Annotated in this window: 17 protein-coding genes; 10 read left to right on the forward strand and 7 right to left on the reverse strand. The window is 65.9% G+C overall.

The window, feature by feature from the left end; all coding sequences use genetic code 11:
- Positions 1-107: 107 nt before the first annotated feature.
- Complete coding sequence (locus P6U27_RS27710; RefSeq protein ID WP_129144645.1) at positions 108-1049, reverse strand: neutral zinc metallopeptidase; 942 nt, start codon at positions 1047-1049, stop codon at positions 108-110.
- Positions 1050-1443: 394 nt separating this feature from the next.
- Here P6U27_RS27710 and P6U27_RS27715 point away from each other — a divergent pair, with 394 nt between their 5' ends.
- The 3 genes from P6U27_RS27715 (at position 1444) to P6U27_RS27725 (ending at position 3898) form a co-directional block, all read left to right on the forward strand.
- The gene (locus P6U27_RS27715; protein WP_129144646.1) at positions 1444-2574 is read left to right on the forward strand and encodes a site-specific DNA-methyltransferase; all 1131 of its coding nucleotides are present in this window, start codon (positions 1444-1446) and stop codon (positions 2572-2574) included.
- A 189-nt stretch (positions 2575-2763) separates the two neighbouring features.
- The gene (locus P6U27_RS27720) at positions 2764-3090 is read left to right on the forward strand and encodes a hypothetical protein (protein ID WP_122404812.1); all 327 of its coding nucleotides are present in this window, start codon (positions 2764-2766) and stop codon (positions 3088-3090) included.
- Between the two features lie 127 nt (positions 3091-3217).
- A complete protein-coding gene (locus tag P6U27_RS27725; protein WP_162500403.1) occupies positions 3218-3898 on the forward strand; it encodes a glutathione S-transferase family protein in 681 nt (226 codons plus the stop codon).
- A 54-nt stretch (positions 3899-3952) separates the two neighbouring features.
- On the opposite strand, the gene P6U27_RS27730 is transcribed toward P6U27_RS27725, so the two are convergent.
- From P6U27_RS27730 to P6U27_RS27740, 3 genes are all read right to left on the reverse strand, one after another.
- Entirely contained in the window at positions 3953-5962 is a 2010-nt protein-coding gene (locus tag P6U27_RS27730; protein ID WP_407121773.1) for a methyl-accepting chemotaxis protein, read from the reverse strand.
- Between the two features lie 311 nt (positions 5963-6273).
- Positions 6274-6489 carry a DUF1127 domain-containing protein gene (locus P6U27_RS27735; RefSeq protein ID WP_407192851.1) on the reverse strand — a complete coding sequence of 72 codons (216 nt, stop codon included), beginning with the start codon at positions 6487-6489 and terminating at the stop codon, positions 6274-6276.
- Between the two features lie 4 nt (positions 6490-6493).
- Positions 6494-6937 (reverse strand): nuclear transport factor 2 family protein, encoded by a 444-nt coding sequence (locus tag P6U27_RS27740; RefSeq protein WP_209294941.1) that lies wholly within the window; start codon positions 6935-6937, stop codon positions 6494-6496.
- A 91-nt stretch (positions 6938-7028) separates the two neighbouring features.
- On the opposite strand from P6U27_RS27740, the gene P6U27_RS27745 reads away from it, so the two are divergent.
- On the forward strand, positions 7029-7952 hold the full coding sequence (locus tag P6U27_RS27745; protein WP_209294940.1) for a LysR family transcriptional regulator: 924 nt from the start codon (positions 7029-7031) through the stop codon (positions 7950-7952).
- A gap of 105 nt (positions 7953-8057) precedes the next feature.
- Here P6U27_RS27745 and P6U27_RS27750 read toward each other — a convergent pair whose 3' ends face one another.
- The gene (locus P6U27_RS27750; protein WP_122406824.1) at positions 8058-8678 is read right to left on the reverse strand and encodes a glutathione S-transferase family protein; all 621 of its coding nucleotides are present in this window, start codon (positions 8676-8678) and stop codon (positions 8058-8060) included.
- Between the two features lie 127 nt (positions 8679-8805).
- Here P6U27_RS27750 and P6U27_RS27755 point away from each other — a divergent pair, with 127 nt between their 5' ends.
- Positions 8806-10086 (forward strand): flavin-dependent oxidoreductase, encoded by a 1281-nt coding sequence (locus tag P6U27_RS27755; protein WP_209294939.1) that lies wholly within the window; start codon positions 8806-8808, stop codon positions 10084-10086.
- A 226-nt stretch (positions 10087-10312) separates the two neighbouring features.
- Here the strand turns inward: P6U27_RS27755 and P6U27_RS27760 are convergent, their stop codons facing one another.
- Both P6U27_RS27760 and mutY read right to left on the reverse strand, forming a co-directional pair.
- Complete coding sequence (locus P6U27_RS27760) at positions 10313-10732, reverse strand: PaaI family thioesterase (protein ID WP_209294938.1); 420 nt, start codon at positions 10730-10732, stop codon at positions 10313-10315.
- Between the two features lie 66 nt (positions 10733-10798).
- The gene (mutY, locus tag P6U27_RS27765) at positions 10799-11899 is read right to left on the reverse strand and encodes an A/G-specific adenine glycosylase (protein ID WP_209294937.1); all 1101 of its coding nucleotides are present in this window, start codon (positions 11897-11899) and stop codon (positions 10799-10801) included.
- A gap of 165 nt (positions 11900-12064) precedes the next feature.
- Here mutY and P6U27_RS27770 point away from each other — a divergent pair, with 165 nt between their 5' ends.
- From P6U27_RS27770 to P6U27_RS27790, 5 genes are all read left to right on the forward strand, one after another.
- Positions 12065-12562: a DUF721 domain-containing protein gene (locus P6U27_RS27770; RefSeq protein WP_122404818.1), complete on the forward strand. Its 498-nt coding sequence runs from the start codon at positions 12065-12067 to the stop codon at positions 12560-12562.
- 127 nt (positions 12563-12689) lie between these two features.
- Complete coding sequence (locus P6U27_RS27775) at positions 12690-13346, forward strand: DsbA family protein (RefSeq protein ID WP_122404819.1); 657 nt, start codon at positions 12690-12692, stop codon at positions 13344-13346.
- 217 nt (positions 13347-13563) lie between these two features.
- The gene (gene smc, locus P6U27_RS27780; RefSeq protein WP_209294936.1) at positions 13564-17028 is read left to right on the forward strand and encodes a chromosome segregation protein SMC; all 3465 of its coding nucleotides are present in this window, start codon (positions 13564-13566) and stop codon (positions 17026-17028) included.
- Positions 17029-17138: 110 nt separating this feature from the next.
- On the forward strand, positions 17139-18116 hold the full coding sequence (locus tag P6U27_RS27785; protein ID WP_209294935.1) for a small ribosomal subunit Rsm22 family protein: 978 nt from the start codon (positions 17139-17141) through the stop codon (positions 18114-18116).
- 139 nt (positions 18117-18255) lie between these two features.
- A complete protein-coding gene (locus tag P6U27_RS27790) occupies positions 18256-18816 on the forward strand; it encodes a LemA family protein (RefSeq protein ID WP_122406825.1) in 561 nt (186 codons plus the stop codon).
- Positions 18817-18948 lie beyond the last annotated feature (132 nt).

The raw sequence follows: 18948 nt of genomic DNA on the forward strand, positions 1-18948 counted from the left end.
AGCCGGGGCCCAGTTCGGAGACTTGGGAGACCGGCATTGTGGGCCCCCGGCTCTGCAGCGCACCGCTGAAGAAGCGCTGCGCTGCGTCCGGGGCAAGGTGTCGAGAATTACAACGCTCCCGCACCGAATGTGTTGCAAGCCTGGACCGTGCCCTGCTGGTAGCCGGTCATGAACCACTGCTTGCGCTGCGCCGCCGAGCCGTGGGTGAAGGAGTCAGGCACGACGCGGCCCGTGGCCTGGCGCTGCAGCGTGTCGTCGCCGATCGCGCTCGCCGTGGTCAGCGCGGCGTCGATGTCGCCGGGCTCGAGGAAGTTCGGACGCTTCTTCGCCTCGCGATTGACCCACACGCCGGAGAGACAATCCGCCTGCAACTCGACCTTCACCTGAAGCGCATTCGCCTCGGCCTTCGAGCCGGCCTGCTGCTGCAGCCGCGTCACGCGCGGAATGATGCCGAGCAGGTTCTGGATGTGATGGCCGGCCTCATGGGCGATGATGTAGGCGGTGGTGAAATTGCACGCCGACTTGCCGGAGCAGCCGCGGAAGCGCGTCTCGACCTCGCGGAAGAACGAAGTGTCGAGGAAGATGGTGCGATCAGGTGGACAGTAGAACGGCCCCATCGCCGACTGCGCCATGCCGCAGCGGCCACCATTGGTGGCGTTGCGGAACAGCACGATCTTCGGACCGGTATAGGACTGACCGCTGGCCTGGAAGATCTCGCTCCAGCGGTCGTCGATCTCGCCGAGGATGCCGGAGATCATGCTGCCCATCTCGTCGGTCGGCGCGCCGCGCTTGCCCGAGGACGCCTGACGGTCGGTCTGGTAGGTCGGCGCATGGCCGCCGCCGCTGAGGATCTCGGCGCCGCCGATCAGGATGCGCGGGTCGATGCCGAAGGCATAGCCGATCAGGCCGAGCACGATGATGGTGCCGATGCCGAGCCCGCCGCCGCCCATCGGCAGACCGAACCCGCCTCCTCCACCGCCGCCAAAGCCACCACCCTCATCGCGACGATCCTCGATGTCGTCGCTGCGGCGGAAGTCATCGTAGCGCATGGCGGCCTTTCCTCTGGGGTCCCTGATTCAGTTTCGACGGCGCACAATGGTGCGAAAGCTCAACGCGCCACACACGTAAAATTTCCGTTGCGTTTATCAATATCGTGGCCGGCAAAAATTGCCTAGTGCGACAGCATGTCGGTGCCAGCAATTTTTTCCGAGGGTCGAGCAATTTTTTCCGAGGGAAATTTGCGGCCGCGAGCCGAGCAAACGCGAAATACACTGTAAAACAAGGCGCATGCGCGCGACAACACGCGCACAAGCGGCGATGCACGGCCTGCTCACAAAAGTAGCGGGTTAAGTCGATTTTTACTTTGCCGCTTCAATGTAGCGGTCAGTCGGTTGTTTGGTCCCGCGTCGCCGACAGCGTCGCCTGAGTCAGAGTTCTTGAGTCATGGTAGAGTCGCGTCGCGGGGCGTCTGCAAGGGCGCCCCGCACAAATTTCGAGTCTCCGTCGCATCGCATCATCGTCGGCGATTGCGTCGCCGAGATGTCGAAGCTTCAGGCAGGCAGCGTCGACCTGGTGTTCGCCGACCCGCCCTACAATCTCCAGCTCAAGGGCGATCTCAAGCGCCCCGACGAATCCCATGTCGATGCCGTCAATGACGACTGGGACAAGTTCGATTCGTTTGCTGCGTATGACAATTTCACCCGCGCCTGGCTGCTTGCCGCCCGCCGCGCGATGAAGCCATCCGCGACGATCTGGGTGATCGGCTCCTATCACAACATCTTCCGCGTCGGCGCGATCATGCAGGATCTCGGCTTCTGGCTCCTGAATGACATCGTCTGGCGCAAGACCAATCCGATGCCGAACTTCCGCGGCCGCCGTTTCACCAACGCGCACGAAACGATGATCTGGGCCGCGCGTGACGAGAAGGCCAAGGGCTACACGTTCAACTACGAGGCGCTGAAGGCCGCCAACGAGGACGTGCAGGCGCGGTCCGACTGGCTGATCCCGCTCTGCACCGGCGAGGAGCGCCTCAAGGGCGCCGACGGCAAGAAGGTGCATCCGACGCAGAAGCCCGAAGGGCTGCTCGCACGCGTGCTGCTGTCGTCATCGAAGCCAGGCGATCTCGTGATCGATCCCTTCAACGGCACCGGCACCACCGGCGCTGTCGCCAAGCGCCTCGGCCGCTCCTATATCGGCTTCGAGCGCGACAAGACCTATGCGAAAGCCGCGGAAGCACGCATCGCCGCGGTGGAGCCGCTGCCTGAGGCAAGCCTTGCCCCGTTCATGACAGCGCGCGAGGCACCGCGCGTCGCGTTCTCCGAGCTGATCGAGCGCGGCATGATCATGCCCGGCACGAAACTATTCGACGCCAAGAAGAAGCTGGGCGCGCTGGTGCGCGCCGACGGTGCCATCATGCTCGGCGACAAGGTCGGCTCGATCCACCGCATCGGGGCGGTCGCGCAAGGCGCGCAGGCCTGCAACGGCTGGACCTTCTGGCACGTCGAAACCAAGAAGGGTCTCAAGCTGATCGACGAGCTGCGTGCCGAGATCCGCGCCGGCATGGCGGCGGAGTAGCCCTCCCTCCGTCATTCCGGGGCGCGCAAAACGCGAACCCGGAATCCATCCTGCTACAGCACATCCGGCCCAATGGATCCCGGCTCGCGCCAAGAGGCGCGGCCCGGAATGACGGCGGCGGATGGTTGAAAGCCGCCCCTGCCAGGACTAGATTCGCCCGATCAGCCCCGTCCTGACCGGTTGGGCTCCATGCGACGACAGTCCGAGACATTGCTGCTGGTGCCGCTGCTGCCGATCTTCCTGGTCGGCATGTTTCCGATGTTCCTGATCGCGCTTCTCGGTTTCTTCGGTCTGGCGCTGTTCGGCGTGCTCGTGATCTGCGTCGGGCTCGCCAGCAGCAACGAGGCGCACGACAATTTCAACCATGACGTCATCGTTCACGGCTACGCGCGCGGATCGGAGCGCGCGGCGCGGGCCTCCGACATGCATCTCGCCGCGCGGCTCGGCCTGCGGCTGGAGGCCGTGGGCACGGCCATGGTCATTACGGCGGCAATCGGCCTCTGTTACGCCGCCTGATCTGCGCCACGCGCAGACACCGCCCGGCAAACTCGCCGGTTGCTCTCCCGCAACGGGCTCAGGCATGACAAGGCCCGCCCAACGACGCCTCGTGCGCACGCGGCAACAGACACCGAGGAGATGTGTGATGCTCAAATTCTATTTCAACGGATCGCCGAACCCGACCAAGGTCGCGCTCTATCTGGAAGAGTCCGGCCTGCCGTTTCAGCCGGTCGCGGTCGACACCCGCAAGGGCGAGCAGTTCACGCCGGAGTTCCTCAAGATCAACCCGAACGGCAAGGTGCCGGCGATCGACGATGGCGGCACCATCGTGTTCGACTCGAACGCCATCCTGCTTTATCTCGCCGAGAAGACCGGCAAGTTCCTGCCCACGAACCGCGCCGAATTGCTGTCCTGGCTGATGTTCATCGCCACCGGCGTCGGGCCCTATTCGGGCCAGGCCGTGCACTTCAAGCATTTTGCGCCGAAGGACCAGAACCACGATTACGCCCATAACCGCTACCAGTACGAGACCGATCGCCATTACAAGATTCTCGACGGTCACCTCAAAGACCGCCGCTACATGGTGGGCGACAGCTATTCGATCGTCGATATGGCATTGTGGGGCTGGGCGCGGATGGTGCCGTTCAAGCTCGGCGACGACGCCTTTGCGCGATACCCGAATGTGAAGCGGCTCGTCGACGAGATTTCGGCACGCCCGGCGGCGGCACGCGCCATCGCCCTGAAGGACAAGTTCACCTTCAAGGCCGAGATGGACGACGAAGCGCGCAGCAACATGTTCAAGCACATGACGACCAAGGTGGCTTGAGCGCGCCGCTCTTCGAGGCCACGCGCATGCGCGTGGCCTCTTGCGTTTGAGACTTCAGGCGGAGTGGACCGAACTCAGGAACTTGGCCACTTCCAGCTTGAGGCGGTTGCTGTCGGCCGAGAGCGAGCGCGCCGCCGACAGCACCTGCGAGGAGGCCGAGCCGGTCTCGGAGGCGCCGCGCTGCACGTCGCTGATGTTGGACGATACGAGCTGCGTGCCTTGGGCCGCCTGCTGGACGTTGCGGGAGATCTCCTGCGTCGCCGCGCCCTGCTGCTCCACGGCGGCGGCGACCGTGGACGAAATCTCCGACAGCCGCTCGATGGTGCCGCTGATCTCCCTGATCGAGCCGACCGACTCCTCCGTCGCGGCCTGGATGCTGGAGACCTGCTGGGCGATCTCGCCGGTGGCCTTCGCAGTCTGCTCAGCGAGCGCCTTGACCTCGGAAGCGACCACCGCAAAGCCGCGGCCGGCTTCGCCCGCACGCGCCGCCTCGATCGTGGCGTTCAGCGCCAAGAGGTTGGTCTGGCCGGCGATGGTGCTGATGAGCTCGACCACGTCACCGATCCGGGCGGCGGCCTTGGAGAGCGCGCCGACGCGCTCGTTGGTCCTGCTCGCCTGACCGACGGCCTCGGTGGCGATGCGGGCGGATTCCTGCACCTGACGGGCAATCTCGGATACCGAGGAGGAGAGCTCCTCGGTCGCCGAGGCGACCGCCTGCACATTGGCCGAAGCCTCCTGCGACGCGCTGGCGACCTCCGTCGAGAGGTCCTGGGCCCGCGCGGCGGTCGTGGTCAAGGTGCCTGCGGAGGCTTCGAGCTCGCTCGATGCCGACGATACCGTGTTCACGATCTCACCGACCGCCTGCTCGAACTGATCGGCAAGCCGGACCATGTCTTTCTTGCGACTCTCGGCCTGCAGCGCCTCGAGCTCGGCCTGCTCGGCGCGCATGCGCTCGGTCTCGATCATGTTGTCCTTGAACACCTGGATCGCCTTGGCCATGTCGCCGACCTCGTCAGCCCTGCCGCGGCCGGGAATCTCGGCCTCGAGATTGCCGCCGGCAAGCCGCCCCATCGCGTGCGTCATCGAGGTCAGGGGACCGACGATGCTGCGGCCGATCAGGAAGGCGACGATGCCACCGAACAAGATGGCGAGCCCGCCGGCGATCTCCTGAACGGTCGTCGTGCTGGCGATCACGGCTTCGGCATTGTTGCGCGAGTCCCGGTAGTCCTTCTTCAGGGTCGTTTCCGCGGCCTTGAGCTTGCCGATACTGTCGACGATGAGGGGCGCGAGGTTCTTGTGGTAGATCTCGTCGGCTTGAAGCATCGCGGCGGACGTCGTCTCGAATGCCGATTTGTAGATTCCGAGCGAGGTCTTCACCGGCGTGAGCGTGGCGCGCAACTCCGCCGCCTGCGGGCTCTTTTCGATGGCCGCGAGCCGTTGCGCTGCCCTGTCCACACTCGCCCTGAAATTCGCAGGCCCCTGGACATCACGCACGGCCAGGAAACGCCAGGTTGCGACCCGAACGAGAAGGATTCTGGATTCGAGGTCGGCGACCAGGGCCGCCGTGTCTTCATCGACGGCAGCCCGCGCCGCGTCGACCAGCTTGCCCATCTTGACGGCCAGCTCCTCTCCACTGGGGAGCAGCGTCGCCTTGCCGGTTCTCACCTCGTTGACGGCGTCCCCGAGATTGTCACGCAGGCGTCGCATCTTGGCGATGTCGTCGATCAGGCCGTTGTAGAGCGCTCGCCGCTCCTCGGAGAGCGTCCCCTGCGCGCCCACCCGCAGCAGCTCGGTCGCCGCGGTTTCCCGCTCTTGCGCCTCCTTCATTGCAGGCTCGTTGGCGTCGTAGACGTAGCGCAGGTTGGCCCGTTGGATCGCCTGCAAATGGGCTGATATTTCCAGCACCCGTGCCGTGCTGTCGGAGAGGGCGGATTGTCTTGCGACCTGATCCTGCACGTACCGCAAATTCCAGACGGCAACCACTGCCATCACGAGACCGACCGCCACCAGGGCCATGAAGCCTGCGTACAGGCGTCCCCTGATCCGCAAACGAAATTTCGGCATTCCCACTGTCCACCCAGATGCATTTGAATTCGAGGGGTCGGACAGCTCCGGCGATCGTCACGGCCACTCCGGCAGCCGCACGCCGCGCCCTGGCGACCCACGCTGCACCGCGACACAATGGGGGACACTTCTTAATTGAACCTTCAAATTCTTCGCGGGCATGCGCATCAGCGCACGATAATTTGCTGATTTTATCGGCAGTTGAGCAAGGCTTTCGCGCAGACCAGCAACCGCATGCAGTGTGGTGCATGCATTTGCCAGGATGAGTACCGATCGGGCGCCCATAAATAGAGGCTGCATCTTGGATCTCTCTATTTCCGCCGGACAGGCTTTTTCAGCTCGTACGCAATCTCCGACCGCGTCATCCCGAAATCCAGAAGCTCACGCTCGCTCATGGCGGCGAGCTGGCAGTGCATCCGCGCGCGCTCTCGCCGCAGCCGGATGATCTCCGCCAGCTTGCGCCAGACCGATACGGCCCTCGCAGGCCGTAACAAATGGCGCCGGCCGGCAGACCAGATCGGGCTCAAGCCGTCAGCCCGCGGCTCTCGCGGCCGTTTGTGGAAAAGGGCCGAGCGCCTTCTCGGTCAGAACCGAGTCGCAGTACTCGCGGATCTCCTTGATCTTGCCGTCCTCGAGGCGAAACACCAGACAATAATCGTTGTCGTAACGCACGCCTTCGGCTGTGACGTTGTCACCCTTGGCTTCGACGACGACGACGTCGCCATCGGCAATGAAGCGATGGGCGATTGTACGCGTGCGGTCGCGCAGGCGCGTGCGCACATAGCCGTGCAGATCGTTGAGGATCGCCTCCTTGCCCGAAAAGGTGCGGGACCAGGAATATTGCCCGGTCACGATCCATTTGGCGTCGTCGGCAAGGCTGGCGCTGAACAGCGCGCGATCGCGCGCGGCCGGATCGGAATCGGCGGCAGCGGCAAAGATATCCTGCATCAGTTTCTTGTTGGCGGTCGCGTTCATGGCGGCATCTCCGTGGTGTGACATCGCGAAGATCATCGCCGGTCGATCAGAATTCTTCAAATCGATAGTAGATATGATATATATTCACACCATGAATTTGAATTCGCTTGACCTCAATCTGTTGACCGCCCTCGACGCATTGCTGCGCGAGGCCAATGTCAGCCGCGCGGCGTTACGGCTCGGGCTGTCGCAGCCGGCGGCGAGCCATGCGCTCCAGCGCGTGCGCGACATCTTCGGCGATCCGCTCCTGGTACGCACCGGCGCGCGGATGGAGCTGACGCCGCGGGCGCAAGCCCTGCGCGCGCCGCTGGCGCAGGCGCTCGACCAGGTGCGCGGGCTGTTCGTGCCTGACGAATTCGATGCCGCTCGCAGCGAGCGGCAGTTCCGTCTGATGATGCCGGACCTCGCGGTCGAGCTGCTGATGCCTCCGCTGATGGAGAAGGTGACGCAGGCTGCACCGAACGTCCGCATCGACGTCGTGCCCTGGCGGGGATCGGCGATCTTCCACGCCGAATTCGCCCGCACCATCGACCTCGTGATCTCGATCGGCAACGCCTTCAAGGGTTTTCACCGCCAGCTGCTCTACACTGACAGCGACGCGCTGGCGGTGCGGCGCGGCCATCCCGTTGGAGCGAAGCTGAAACGGCGCGAGGCGTTCCTGGCCGCGCGCCATGTCGGCGTGATCATCCGCGGCAGCGCTGAGGACCTGATCGACACCTGGCTGCGCAGCAAAGGCATCGAGCGACACATCTCGCTGGTGGTGGCGGGCTATCTCGAAGCCTTGCACGTCGCCGCGCGCACCGACCTCGTCGCTTTCGTGCCGCGCCGGCTGATCGCGGCGCTGTCGAAGCAGCTCGGCCTCGTCACGGTGACGCCGCCGCTCGACCCCGGGATCGACGAGCAGTTCATGTTCCACCCGACGCGGGCCCAGATGGACCCGGGCTCGATCTGGCTGCGGCGGCTGATGCTGGAGACCGGACGGGAGCTAGCGAAGAAGGAGCGGCGCGTTGGGTAGCTCTCGTAAGGGGTGGGCAAAGCGAAGCCTGCCCACCATCTGTTGTCGCCGGACGAAGATGGTGGGCACGGCGCTTTGCGTCTTTGCCCGAGAGCCGCGCTGCCTTCACGCCTTCTGCGCGTCCATCACCTTGCGGATCGCCGGGCGATCCGACATGCGCTTGAAGTGATCAGCGATCCTCGGCGTCGCATTGATGTCGACGCTGTCGCCTTCGAGCCAGGTCGAAAGCGTGTAGAGATAGGGATCGCAGACCGTGTACTGCTCGCCCATCACCCAGGGCCCCCGAAACATCTTCTGCTCGATGAGCTTGAAGCAGGCCGCCATGGTCTTCGGCACCATAGCCTTCATGTCGGCGAACGAGCTCTCCTCCGTCGCCCAGCGCGCGCCGCGCATCTTGTGGGCGTGGTTGATGTGCACGGTCGAGCAGAGATAGGAGTTGAACGACTGCACCTGGGCGAACTCGAAGGGATCGTCGAGCGGCGCGAGCTTCGCCTTGGGGAACACTTGCGCGATGTAAGCCAGCATCGCCGGCGTTTCGGTCAGGACGCCGCGATCGGTGACGAGCGCGGGCACGCGGCCCTTCGGGTTGATGGCGAGATAGTCCGGGCTGTTCTGCTGGTTGTCCTTGAAGCTCAGCCGTTCGGCCGTGTAGTCGGCGCCGGCCTCTTCCAAGGTGATGTAGGTGGCGAGCGCGCAGGTGCCGGTGGCGTAGTAGAGCTTGAGCATGTCGGACCTCATGAGAAAGCTGGAAAATAACGGCTGTCGACCCCAAGGTCCATAGCACAACATCCTCTTCGCAGTTGCCCACCTCCGCCCGGCTGTGCCAAGACGCCTGCAACTGGAGAGTTTTCTCATGACGATACTCGTCGCCGGTGGCGGCATCGGCGGGCTGACCCTTGCGCTCAGCCTGCATCAAATCGGCGTTCCCGTGAAAGTGTTCGAGAGCGTCGCGGAGCTGAAGCCGCTCGGCGTCGGCATCAACGTACTGCCGCATGCGGTGCGCGAGCTGATCGAACTCGGCCTGATGGATAAGCTCGACGCCAGCGGCGTGCGCACCCGCGAGCTCGCCTATTTCTCCAAGCACGGCAAGCCGATCTGGAGCGAGCCGCGCGGACTGGACGCCGGTTACAAATGGCCGCAATTCTCGATCCACCGCGGCACGCTGCAGCAGCTCCTGCTCGACACCGCGGTCGAGCGGCTCGGCCGCGAGAACATCCTCACCAGCCATCATCTGACCGGCTGGACCGAGACGGCGGACGGCGTGCGCGCCGACTTCATCGACAAGGCGACCGGCAAGGCCGCCGGCACTTTCGAGGGCGCGATCCTGATCGCCGCCGACGGCATCCATTCCGCCGCGCGAGAAAAGCTGTATCCCAATGAAGGCCCGCCGATCTGGAACGGCCGCATCCTCTGGCGCGGCGTCACGCCGGCAAACGCCTTCCTGACCGGCCGCACAATGATCATGGCCGGCCACGAGATCCTGAAATTCGTCTGCTATCCGATCTCGAAAGAGCCCGACGCAAACGGCAACCACCTCATCAACTGGGTCGCGGAGCGTCACATGCCACCGACCTATCAGTGGCGCCGCGAAGACTATAACCGCACGGCACGGCGCGAAGAATTCCTGCCCTGGTTCGAGAGCTGGCAGTTCGACTGGCTCGACGTGCCCGGCCTGATCAGGAACTGCCCGCACGCCTATGAATATCCGCTGGTCGACCGCGATCCAGTCTCGCAATGGACCTTCGGCCGCGTCACGCTGATGGGCGATGCCGCGCATCCGATGTACCCGATCGGTTCGAACGGCGCCTCGCAGGCGATCCTCGATGCCCGCGTCATCACGCGCGAGATTCTGGCGCATGGCCCGACGCAAGCAGCGCTGCTCGCCTATGAAGCCGAGCGCCGGCCCGCAACCGCCGACCTCGTCCTGCTCAACCGCAAGAACGGCCCCGAGCAGGTGATGCAGCTGGTCGAGGAGCGCGCGCCCGACGGCTTTGAGGTCGTTACCGATGTGCTCTCGCAAAAAGAGCTGGAGGACATTGCCGCCAACTACAAGCGCGTCGCCGGCTTCCAGGTGGAAGCGCTGAATGCGAAGCCGCCGATCGTGAGCAAGAATGCGAGGCGGGTGGGTTTCTAGAGACGCAGCTCCAGCAACGGGCGAGATGCGCATCGATGTGCCCTCGCCCCTTGCGGGAGAGGGCAGCGACGCAGGGAGATGCGGACTCACTCGGGTGAGGGGTCCGTCTCCGCATACATCCCTTGCAATTGAATTCGCCGAGGCAACCCCTCATCCGGCGCTTCGCGCCACCTGCTCCCACAAGGGTAGAAGGAAGATGGAGTGCGCGGCTAGACCGGTGGTCGCCTCACTTCACCACCCTCGCCGCTTCCAGCAACCGCTCGCTCGCGCTTGCCGTCGCGAACACCGTGCCGTCTTCCGCCATCAGCTTGCCCTCGACGAACGCGATCGTCCTGCCGAGCTGCGTCACCCTGGCCTCGCCGACGATCGGGCCAGGCTTGGCGGGCGCCAAAAAATTCACGGTCATGCTGATGGTGGTGGTGTAGAGCCGCCCCTCGCTCATCACCAGCACGGCGGGACCCATGGTGTCATCGAGCATCGCCGAAAGCATGCCGCCCTGGATGAAACCTGCGGGGTTGCAGAATTCAGGTTTGGCCTCGAAGCCCAGTCTGATCCAGCCCTCCTCCGGGCGGGCATCGAGCAGGCGCCATCCGAGCAACTCGGCGCAGGGCGGCCTTGGAAAATCGTCGAGCGCGGTCTTGACCATGCGAGGCTCCATCGCGCCGTGATAGCGCAGCGCTGCTGCCAGCGTGCTGTCAGGAGCACGGGCCGATCAAACATCCAGTGCGTGCGCAATCACCTTGCGCATGACGTTGGGCAGCGCTTCGTCCGCGAGGGTCGCGATCAGCACCCAGCGCATGCCCTCAGGGGCGCGGGTGCGGGCTTCCACCTGCGCCGTGTAGACCACCAGCTCCAGGGGAAAATGCGTGAAGACATGGGTGACCACGCCCACCTTGCGCTGCCAGCGCGACAACCCCTTCAGCTCCGGCGCCTGCTGCTTCGCCGCCGCGTCCTCTTGGCCGGCCAGCCAGTCCGAGCCCGGCACTTCCGTCATGCCGCCCAGCAGGCCCTTCTCGGGCCGCGAGCGGACGAGCAGTTCGTCGCCACGCGTGATCACAAAGGCGGCGCCGCGCCTGAGCGTCCCGCTCTTCTTCGGCGCCTTGCGCGGGAACGTCTCCTGGGAGCCTTGCGCGCGCGCCGTGCAGTCCTCGTTCAGCGGGCACAGCGAGCAGGCCGGCTTCTTCGGCGTGCAGATCGAGGCGCCCAAATCCATCAACGCCTGTGCGCTGTCACCGGCGCGGGAATCCGCCAGCAACGTCGCCGCCAGTTTCTGGATCAAAGGTTTTGCCTGTGGCAGCTCGTCCTCGACCGCGAACAGGCGCGATACCACGCGCTCGATATTGCCGTCGACCGGCATGGTGCGCCGATCGAAGGCGATCGCCGCGATCGCCGCCGCCGTGTAGGGCCCGATCCCCGGCAGCGCGCGTAGCCCTTCCTCAGTGTCGGGAAAGACGCCGCCGTGCTCGCGCGCCACCGCCACCGCGCAGGCGTGGAGATTGCGTGCGCGCGAATAGTAGCCGAGCCCGGCCCACATCCGCAGCACGTCGTCGAGGGAGGCCCGCCCTAGCGCCGTAACGTCGGGCCAGCGTGCGACGAATTTTTCGAAATAGGGCCCGACCGCCTTCACCGTGGTCTGCTGCAGCATGATCTCCGATAACCAGACGCGGTAGGGATCGGACGCCTCGCCGGGCGCGGCGCGCCAGGGCAGTCGGCGGCGATGACGATCGTACCATTGCAGGAGCGCGAGCGGGCGCGATGAGGTCTCCGGCTGAGAAGATTCCGGCTTCGGCTTGCGTACGGATCTGGGGCTCATTCCTCACTTGTAGCGGCAATGCACTGGCCTCTCCACGTCATGCCCGCGCTCGTCGCGGGCATCCACGTCTTTCTTCGCAGGAAGAACGTGGATGGCCGGGACAAGCCCGGCCATGACGAATCTCGGGGTCTGTGGCCCGACATCCAAGGTGCTATAAAGCCCGCCATGTCCAAATCCGGCCCCATCTTCAAGCCCGGTCCCATCAGCGCAAAACCGCTCGGGATCCTGCTCAATGACGTCTTTGCCGAGGCCTATGCCAAGCAGGGCTTCGCCGCACGCGAACTGGTGACGCGGTGGGCGCAGATTGCGGGGCCCGAGATCGCGGCCCATGCCGAGCCACTCAAGATGCAATGGCCACGCCCGGTCGAGGGTCAGCCGCAGGAGCCGGCAACCCTGGTGCTGCGGGTCGAGGGGCCGATGGCGCTGGAGATCCAGCACTCGGCCGACGTGATCCTGGAACGGGTCAACCGCTTCTTCGGCTGGAGCGCGGTCGGCAAGCTGGCCTTCCGCCAGGCCCCCCTGTCGCGGCCGAGGGGCCGGAAGCGGCCCGGCCCGCCAGACCCCAAGGCGGTCGCCAAGGTGGCGGAGAGCCTCACCGACATCGAAGATGAGCAATTGAAGACGGCGCTGGCGCGGCTCGGGGCCGCCATCAAGCGAAATTGAGCCTCATTCCGCGCCCAAACTGGACCCGTGCCTGCGGCCTGCCATTGCCTCAGGCGACGTTTCAAGCTAGCGACAGGCCGCTCGAAGGGGAACCTCGGGCGAACCTTGCCAATCCCGGGAGCCGACCTTGATCATCACCCGCCGCGCCTTCACCACGATGCTGTCGCTGACCGGGCTTGCCGCGCTCGCCGGGATCTCGCCGCTGCGGTTCATTTCCGACGCGATGGCGCAGTCCGCCGCCGATGTGGCCAAGCCGGTGTCGCTGCCCGACATGGCGCTCGGCCCGAAGGACGCCGCCGTCACCATCACCGAATACGCCTCGATGACCTGCCCGCACTGCGCCGCCTTCAACGAGCAGGTGTTCCCGAAGATCAAGAAGGAATACATCGACACCGGCAAGGTGCGTTACATCTTCCGCGAGTTCCCGCTCGACATCAAAGCCGCCGCCGGCTCCATGCTGTCGCGCTGCATCGCCAAGGACGACGCGCCGAAATACTTCGCGGTCACCGACATGCTGTTCCGCCAGCAGAACGACTGGGTGGTGAAGAACACCACCGAGACCCTGACGCGGATCGGCAAGCAGGCCGGCCTCACCCAGCCGCAGGTCGAGTCCTGCCTGAAGGACCAGGCGCTGCTCGACAAGATCGCCGCCGACCAGAAATATGCCAGCGACGTGTTGAAGGTGGATTCGACACCGACCTTCTTCATCAACGGCGAGAAGATCAAGGGCGAAGCCTCGTTCGAGGAGTTCGCCAAGAAGATCAATCCGCTCCTGAAGAGCTGATTCGCTCGTCAAGATCCTGATTCGCATCTCGAAAGCCGTATCTTTCCCGGCATAAATCCCTTGGGAAAAGCGGCTTTCGCCGGTTGCCCTCGCGGCGCACCGCGGCCATTGTCCAGCCGCATGAGGCGCCTCGCGCGACTCGCCCGGATAGCGACATTGCCTTCCATGGTATTGTCCCGGCAGGGGGATTCGTGCCTGCCAACAGAGATGCGTGCTTATGAAAATCACCCGCCTGCGCCTTCACGGTTTCAAGTCCTTCGTTGAGCCTACGGACTTCGTCATCGAGCCCGGTCTGACCGGCGTGGTCGGTCCCAACGGCTGCGGCAAGTCGAATCTCGTCGAAGCGCTGCGCTGGGCGATGGGTGAGACCTCGTACAAGTCGCTGCGCGCCGCCGACATGGACGCGGTGATCTTCGCCGGCTCCGGCAACCGTCCGGCGCGCAACCATGCCGAAGTGACGATGACGATCGACAATGCCGATCGCACCGCGCCTGCGGCGATGAACGACAGCCAGATTCTCGAGATCTCCCGTCGCATCGAGCGCGAGGCTGGCTCGGTCTATCGCATCAACGGCCGCGACGTGCGCGCGCGCGACGTGCAGATCCTGTTCGCGGACGCAGCCACCGGCGCGCGTTCGCCGGCCCTCGTCCACCAGGGCAAGATCGGCGAGATCATCCAGGCCAAGCCCGAGCAGCGCCGCCGCGTGCTGGAAGATGCTGCCGGCGTCGCCGGCCTGCACGCCCGCCGTCACGAGGCCGAGCTGCGGCTGAAGGCGGCCGAGACCAACCTCACCCGCGTCGAGGACGTGATCGGCCAGCTCTCCGGGCAGATGGAAGGCCTGAAGAAGCAGGCCCGCCAGGCCGTGCGCTACCGCGAGGTCGCGGCCAAGGTTCGCAAGGCCGAGGCCACCCTGTTCCATCTGCGCTGGATCGGCGCCCATGCCGACGTCAACGAATCCGGCCAGACCCATGATCTCGCCGTCCGCGAGATGGCCGAGCGCACCCAGCACCAGGCCGAAGCCGCCCGCATTCAGGCGATCCGCGCCGCCGAGATGCCGGCGCTGCGCGATGCCGAAGCGCGCGCCGCCGCCGGACTGCAACGCCTCACCAATGCCCGCGAACAGCTCGACCGCGAGGAAGAGCGCGCCAAGGAGCGCGTCGCCGAGCTCGAGCGCCGCCTCGCCCAGTTCGAAGGCGACATCTCGCGCGCCCAGCAGCAGACCATGGATGCCGACGTCGCGCTGCAGCGGCTCGACACCGAAGACGCCGAGCTGAAGGAAGAGATCAAGTCGCGCGTCGAGAAGCGCTCCGGCGTCGACGAGCGCGTCGCCGAAGCCGAGGCGGTGCTGACCGAAACCGAGCAGCGCTTCGCCGAGCTGACCACCGCGCTCGCCGACCTCACCGCCAAGCGCAACCAGTTGGAAGCCAACGTCCGCACCCACCGCGACAAGCTCGCCCGGCTCGACCAGGAGATCGCGAACGTCGCCGCGGAAGAGCAGAAGCTCACTGAGGCGACCGGCGGCTTCGGCGATCTCGATGAGCTGACCGCACTGGTCGAGACCGCGGAGCAGACGCTGGCAGCTTCCGAAGCCGCGGCGCAGGCGAGCGAAGCCGCGCACGTTGCCGCGCGTCAGACGCTGGAATCCTCGCGCGCGCCGCTGGTCGAAGCCGACAAGCGCGTGCAGCGGCTCGAGACCGAAGCGCGCACCATCTCCAAGATCGTCAACGGCGAGACCAAGAACCTGTGGCCGCCGATCATCGACGGCATCACCGTCGACAAGGGATTTGAAAAGGCGATCGGCGCCGCGCTCGGCGACGATCTCGACGCGCCGATCGATCCGTCGGCGCCGATGCGCTGGACCAATGTCGGACACACCGAGGGCGATCCGGAGCTGCCCGAGGGCGCCGTGCCGCTTTCCAATCACGTGCAGGCGCCGGCCGAGCTGGCGCGCCGCCTGGCCCAGATCGGCGTGGTGCCGCGCGAGCGCGGCGCCGAGCTGGTCTCGCAGCTCAAGACTGGCCAGCGGCTGGTCTCACCCGAAGGCGACGTCTGGCGCTGGGACGGCTTTGTCGCCGCGGCGCACGCCCCGACCGGCGCCGCACGGCGTCTTGCCGAGCGCGCCCGCCTCGTTGATATCGAGAACGAGCTGGAGCAGGCCCGCATCGACGCGCAGATCAAGCGCCAGGCGCTGGAAAACGCCGAGTCCGAGCTGCAGATGGCCGCGAGCACCGAAGGTGCCAGCCGCGAAGCCTGGCGCGCCGCGCAGCGCGAGCTCAACGTCGCGCGCGAGCGCCACGCCAATGCCGAGCGCGAGATCAGCCGCCACGCCGCCCGCAAGGCGACGCTGTCGGAAGCGCACAGCCGTCTCGCCGCCGATCGCGCCGAGGCCGAGGCCGCCTACGAAAATGCCGCGGCCGGGATCTCAGAGCTGCCGTCGAGCGAGGACACCGAGACCCAGCTCGCCGCCGTCCGCAGCGACATCGAGGGCCACCGCCGCATGGCCGCCCAGGTCCGCGCCGAGGCGCAGGCGCTGGCACGCGAGGCCGAGCTCGCCGACAGGCGCGTGCAGGCGATCCTCGCCGAACGCACCGAGTGGCAGAACCGCAAGGAGAGCGCGGCCTCCCACATCGACACCATCCAGGCCCGTATCGCCGAACTCACGATCGAGCGCAGCGAACTCGAAAACGCGCCGCAAGTGTTCGCCGAGAAGCGCAGCGCGCTGATCACCGAGATCGAATACGCCGAGAACGACCGCCGCATGGCCGCCGACGCGCTCGCCACCGCGGAAAGCGCGATGGCGGAGACCGATCGCGTCGCCAAGCTGACGCTCGAAGCGCTCTCCAGCGCTCGCGAGGCCACCGCGCGCGCCGAGGAGCGCATGGAAGGCGCGCGGCGCCGGCTCGAGGACATCGAGCGCGAGATCCGCGACATGCTCGAAGTCGAGCCCCAGGCCGTCGCCGGCCTTGCCGAGATCGAGCCGGGCGCGGAGCTGCCGCCGCTGCACGACATCGAGGAAGACCTCGAAAAGATGCGCCGCGACCGCGAGCGCCTCGGCGCGGTCAATTTGCGCGCCGAGGAAGAGCTGCGCGAGGTCGAGACCCAGCACACCGGCCTCGTCACCGAGCGCGACGACCTGGTCGAAGCCATCAAGCGGCTGCGCCAGGGTATCCAGAGCCTGAACAAGGAAGCGCGGGAGCGGCTCCTGACCTCGTTCGACGTCGTCAACAACCATTTCAAGCGCCTGTTCGTCGAGCTGTTCGGCGGCGGCGAGGCCGCGCTGCATTTGATCGAGAGCGACGACCCGCTGGAAGCCGGTCTCGAGATCATCGCCAAGCCGCCGGGCAAGAAACCGCAGACGCTGTCGCTGCTCTCGGGCGGCGAGCAGGCGCTGACCGCGATGGCGCTGATCTTCGCGGTGTTCCTCACCAATCCCTCGCCGATCTGCGTGCTGGACGAAGTCGACGCACCGCTCGACGACCACAACGTCGAACGGTACTGCAACCTCTTGCATGAGATGACCGGCTCGACCGACACGCGCTTCATCATCATCACGCACAACCCGATCACGATGGCGCGGATGAACAGGCTGTTCGGCGTCACCATGGCCGAGCGCGGCGTCTCGCAGCTCGTCTCGGTGAGCCTGCAAGAGGCCGTGGAGATCCTCGACCAGAACGTGGCGTGATATCTCCGGCGTCATTCCGGGGCTCGCGAGGCGAGAGTCCGGAATCTCGCGCTACAATCTCGAACTTCCGGGTTCGCGCTGCGCGCGCCCCGGAATGACGGTGGGCAAACATGATCTCGCCCATTCTCCCCGCTGAACTCAAGGCCGCCCTCGACGGGAAGCTCCAGGGCTTCTCGCGGACCGACGCCGCACAGCGATCGCAAAAGATCTCGACCGCCTATCGCGCCGGCGGCGGCTCCGGCACCATCAAATCGGAGGCCGATGCGCTCGCCTATGCGCTGGCGCGGATGCCGGCGACCTACGCGGCCGTGGCCGCCAGCCTGAATGCGCTGACCGAAATCGCGCCTGGCCTTGCGCCTGAAACGCTGCTCGACGTCGGCGCAGGTCCGGGCACCGCGAGCTGGGCCGCCGCGGAAGCCTTTCCGTCGCTGCGGGATTTCACCCTGCTCGACGCCAACGCCACGCTGAGCCGGCTCGCGCTGGAACTGGCGCGCAACAGCACGCGCCTCGCAGAGTGTCGCCATCTTCCCGGCGATGCCGGCGGCAACCTCGTCGAGGTCTCGCAAGCCGACCTCGTCGTCGCCAGCTACGTCATTGGCGAGCTCAACGAAGGCGACCAGCGCAAGCTTGCGGAAGCGATGTGGGCGAAAGCGCGCCATGCGTTGGTCGTGATCGAGCCCGGCACGCCCGCGGGCTATGCCCGCATCCTCACGCTCCGGCAACAACTGATCTCGGCCGGAGCCCACGTCGCCGCCCCCTGCCCTCACGACAGACCCTGCCCGCTCATCCCGCCCGACTGGTGCCATTTCTCCCAACGCCTGCCGCGCTCCCAGGCGCATCGCCAGATCAAGGGCGCCGAGGTGCCGTTCGAGGACGAGCGCTTCATCTACGTCGCCCTGACACGCGCGCCGCCGGCGACGCGCGCCGCGCGCGTGCTGGCGCCGCCGGATGTCGGCAAGGCCGAGATCGCGGCCAAGCTCTGCACCGAGGCTGGGGTCGCGCTGACGAAAGTCCCGCGGCGCGACAAGACGGCCTATGCCGACGCCCGGCGCTGGCGCTGGGGCGATGCGATCATGTCCGAAAGTTAATTCCGCCGGCCGTGCTTCCCTTGAACTCGGACGGTTCCTCGTCCGACCAAGCCTTACCTTCCCTCCATGCCGGGGCTCTCGCCCTGCGCCAATTTGGTCTACCCTAGCGCCTGCCTTCTTCCCGCTTCAGGAGTTCTTCATGTCGACCGGCTGGATCGTTCTCGGCGTCATCGTCGTCCTCGTGCTGTTCGCCTTCAGCGCCTACAACCGCCTGGTGGCGCTGAGCCAACGCGTCGGCCAGGCCTTTGCCGATATCGACGTGCAGCTCAAGCAGCGCCACGACCTGGTCCCGAACCTGGTCGAGACCGTGAAGGGCTATGCCTCGCACGAGCGCGGCACGCTCGACGACGTCATCAAGGCGCGCAATTCGGCGATGGCGGCGCAGGGACCGGCTCAGGTGTCCGCGGCGGAGAACCAGCTCTCCGGCGCACTCGGCCGGCTGATCGCGCTGTCGGAAGCCTATCCCGACCTCAAGGCCAATGCCAATTTCCAGCAGCTCGCATCCGAGCTCTCCGATCTCGAGAACAAGATCGCGGCCAGCCGTCGCTTCTTCAACAACGCGGTCCAGGAATACAACACCGGCATCCAGCAGATGCCCGCCGCCCTGTTCGCCGGCATGTTCGGCTTCACCAGGAAGGACTTCTTCGATCTCGGCACGAGCCGCACCGAGGTCGAGGCGGCGCCGCAGGTGAAGTTCTGATTGCAACATGACCCCTCACCTTCGTCGTTCCGGGGCGCGTCGAAGACGCGAACCCGGAATCTCGAGCGAGACACTAAGCTCTGGATTCCGGGTTCACGCCGTTGGCGTGTCCCGGAATGACGGAAGCCAACG

It is taken from the genome of Bradyrhizobium sp. STM 3566 (assembly GCF_045571445.1).
GTDB classification, from domain to species: domain Bacteria; phylum Pseudomonadota; class Alphaproteobacteria; order Rhizobiales; family Xanthobacteraceae; genus Bradyrhizobium; species Bradyrhizobium vignae.

Coding starts and splice junctions, on each gene's coding strand:
- P6U27_RS27710 (WP_129144645.1), bottom strand. CDS start 1,049: ATGCGCTACGATGACTTCCGCCGCAGCGACGACATCGAGGATCGTCGC.
- P6U27_RS27715 (WP_129144646.1), top strand. CDS start 1,444: ATGGTAGAGTCGCGTCGCGGGGCGTCTGCAAGGGCGCCCCGCACAAAT.
- P6U27_RS27720 (WP_122404812.1), top strand. CDS start 2,764: ATGCGACGACAGTCCGAGACATTGCTGCTGGTGCCGCTGCTGCCGATC.
- P6U27_RS27725 (WP_162500403.1), top strand. CDS start 3,218: ATGCTCAAATTCTATTTCAACGGATCGCCGAACCCGACCAAGGTCGCG.
- P6U27_RS27730 (WP_407121773.1), bottom strand. CDS start 5,962: ATGCCGAAATTTCGTTTGCGGATCAGGGGACGCCTGTACGCAGGCTTC.
- P6U27_RS27740 (WP_209294941.1), bottom strand. CDS start 6,937: ATGAACGCGACCGCCAACAAGAAACTGATGCAGGATATCTTTGCCGCT.
- P6U27_RS27745 (WP_209294940.1), top strand. CDS start 7,029: ATGAATTTGAATTCGCTTGACCTCAATCTGTTGACCGCCCTCGACGCA.
- P6U27_RS27750 (WP_122406824.1), bottom strand. CDS start 8,678: ATGCTCAAGCTCTACTACGCCACCGGCACCTGCGCGCTCGCCACCTAC.
- P6U27_RS27755 (WP_209294939.1), top strand. CDS start 8,806: ATGACGATACTCGTCGCCGGTGGCGGCATCGGCGGGCTGACCCTTGCG.
- P6U27_RS27760 (WP_209294938.1), bottom strand. CDS start 10,732: ATGGTCAAGACCGCGCTCGACGATTTTCCAAGGCCGCCCTGCGCCGAG.
- mutY (WP_209294937.1), bottom strand. CDS start 11,899: ATGAGCCCCAGATCCGTACGCAAGCCGAAGCCGGAATCTTCTCAGCCG.
- P6U27_RS27770 (WP_122404818.1), top strand. CDS start 12,065: ATGTCCAAATCCGGCCCCATCTTCAAGCCCGGTCCCATCAGCGCAAAA.
- smc (WP_209294936.1), top strand. CDS start 13,564: ATGAAAATCACCCGCCTGCGCCTTCACGGTTTCAAGTCCTTCGTTGAG.
- P6U27_RS27785 (WP_209294935.1), top strand. CDS start 17,139: ATGATCTCGCCCATTCTCCCCGCTGAACTCAAGGCCGCCCTCGACGGG.
- P6U27_RS27790 (WP_122406825.1), top strand. CDS start 18,256: ATGTCGACCGGCTGGATCGTTCTCGGCGTCATCGTCGTCCTCGTGCTG.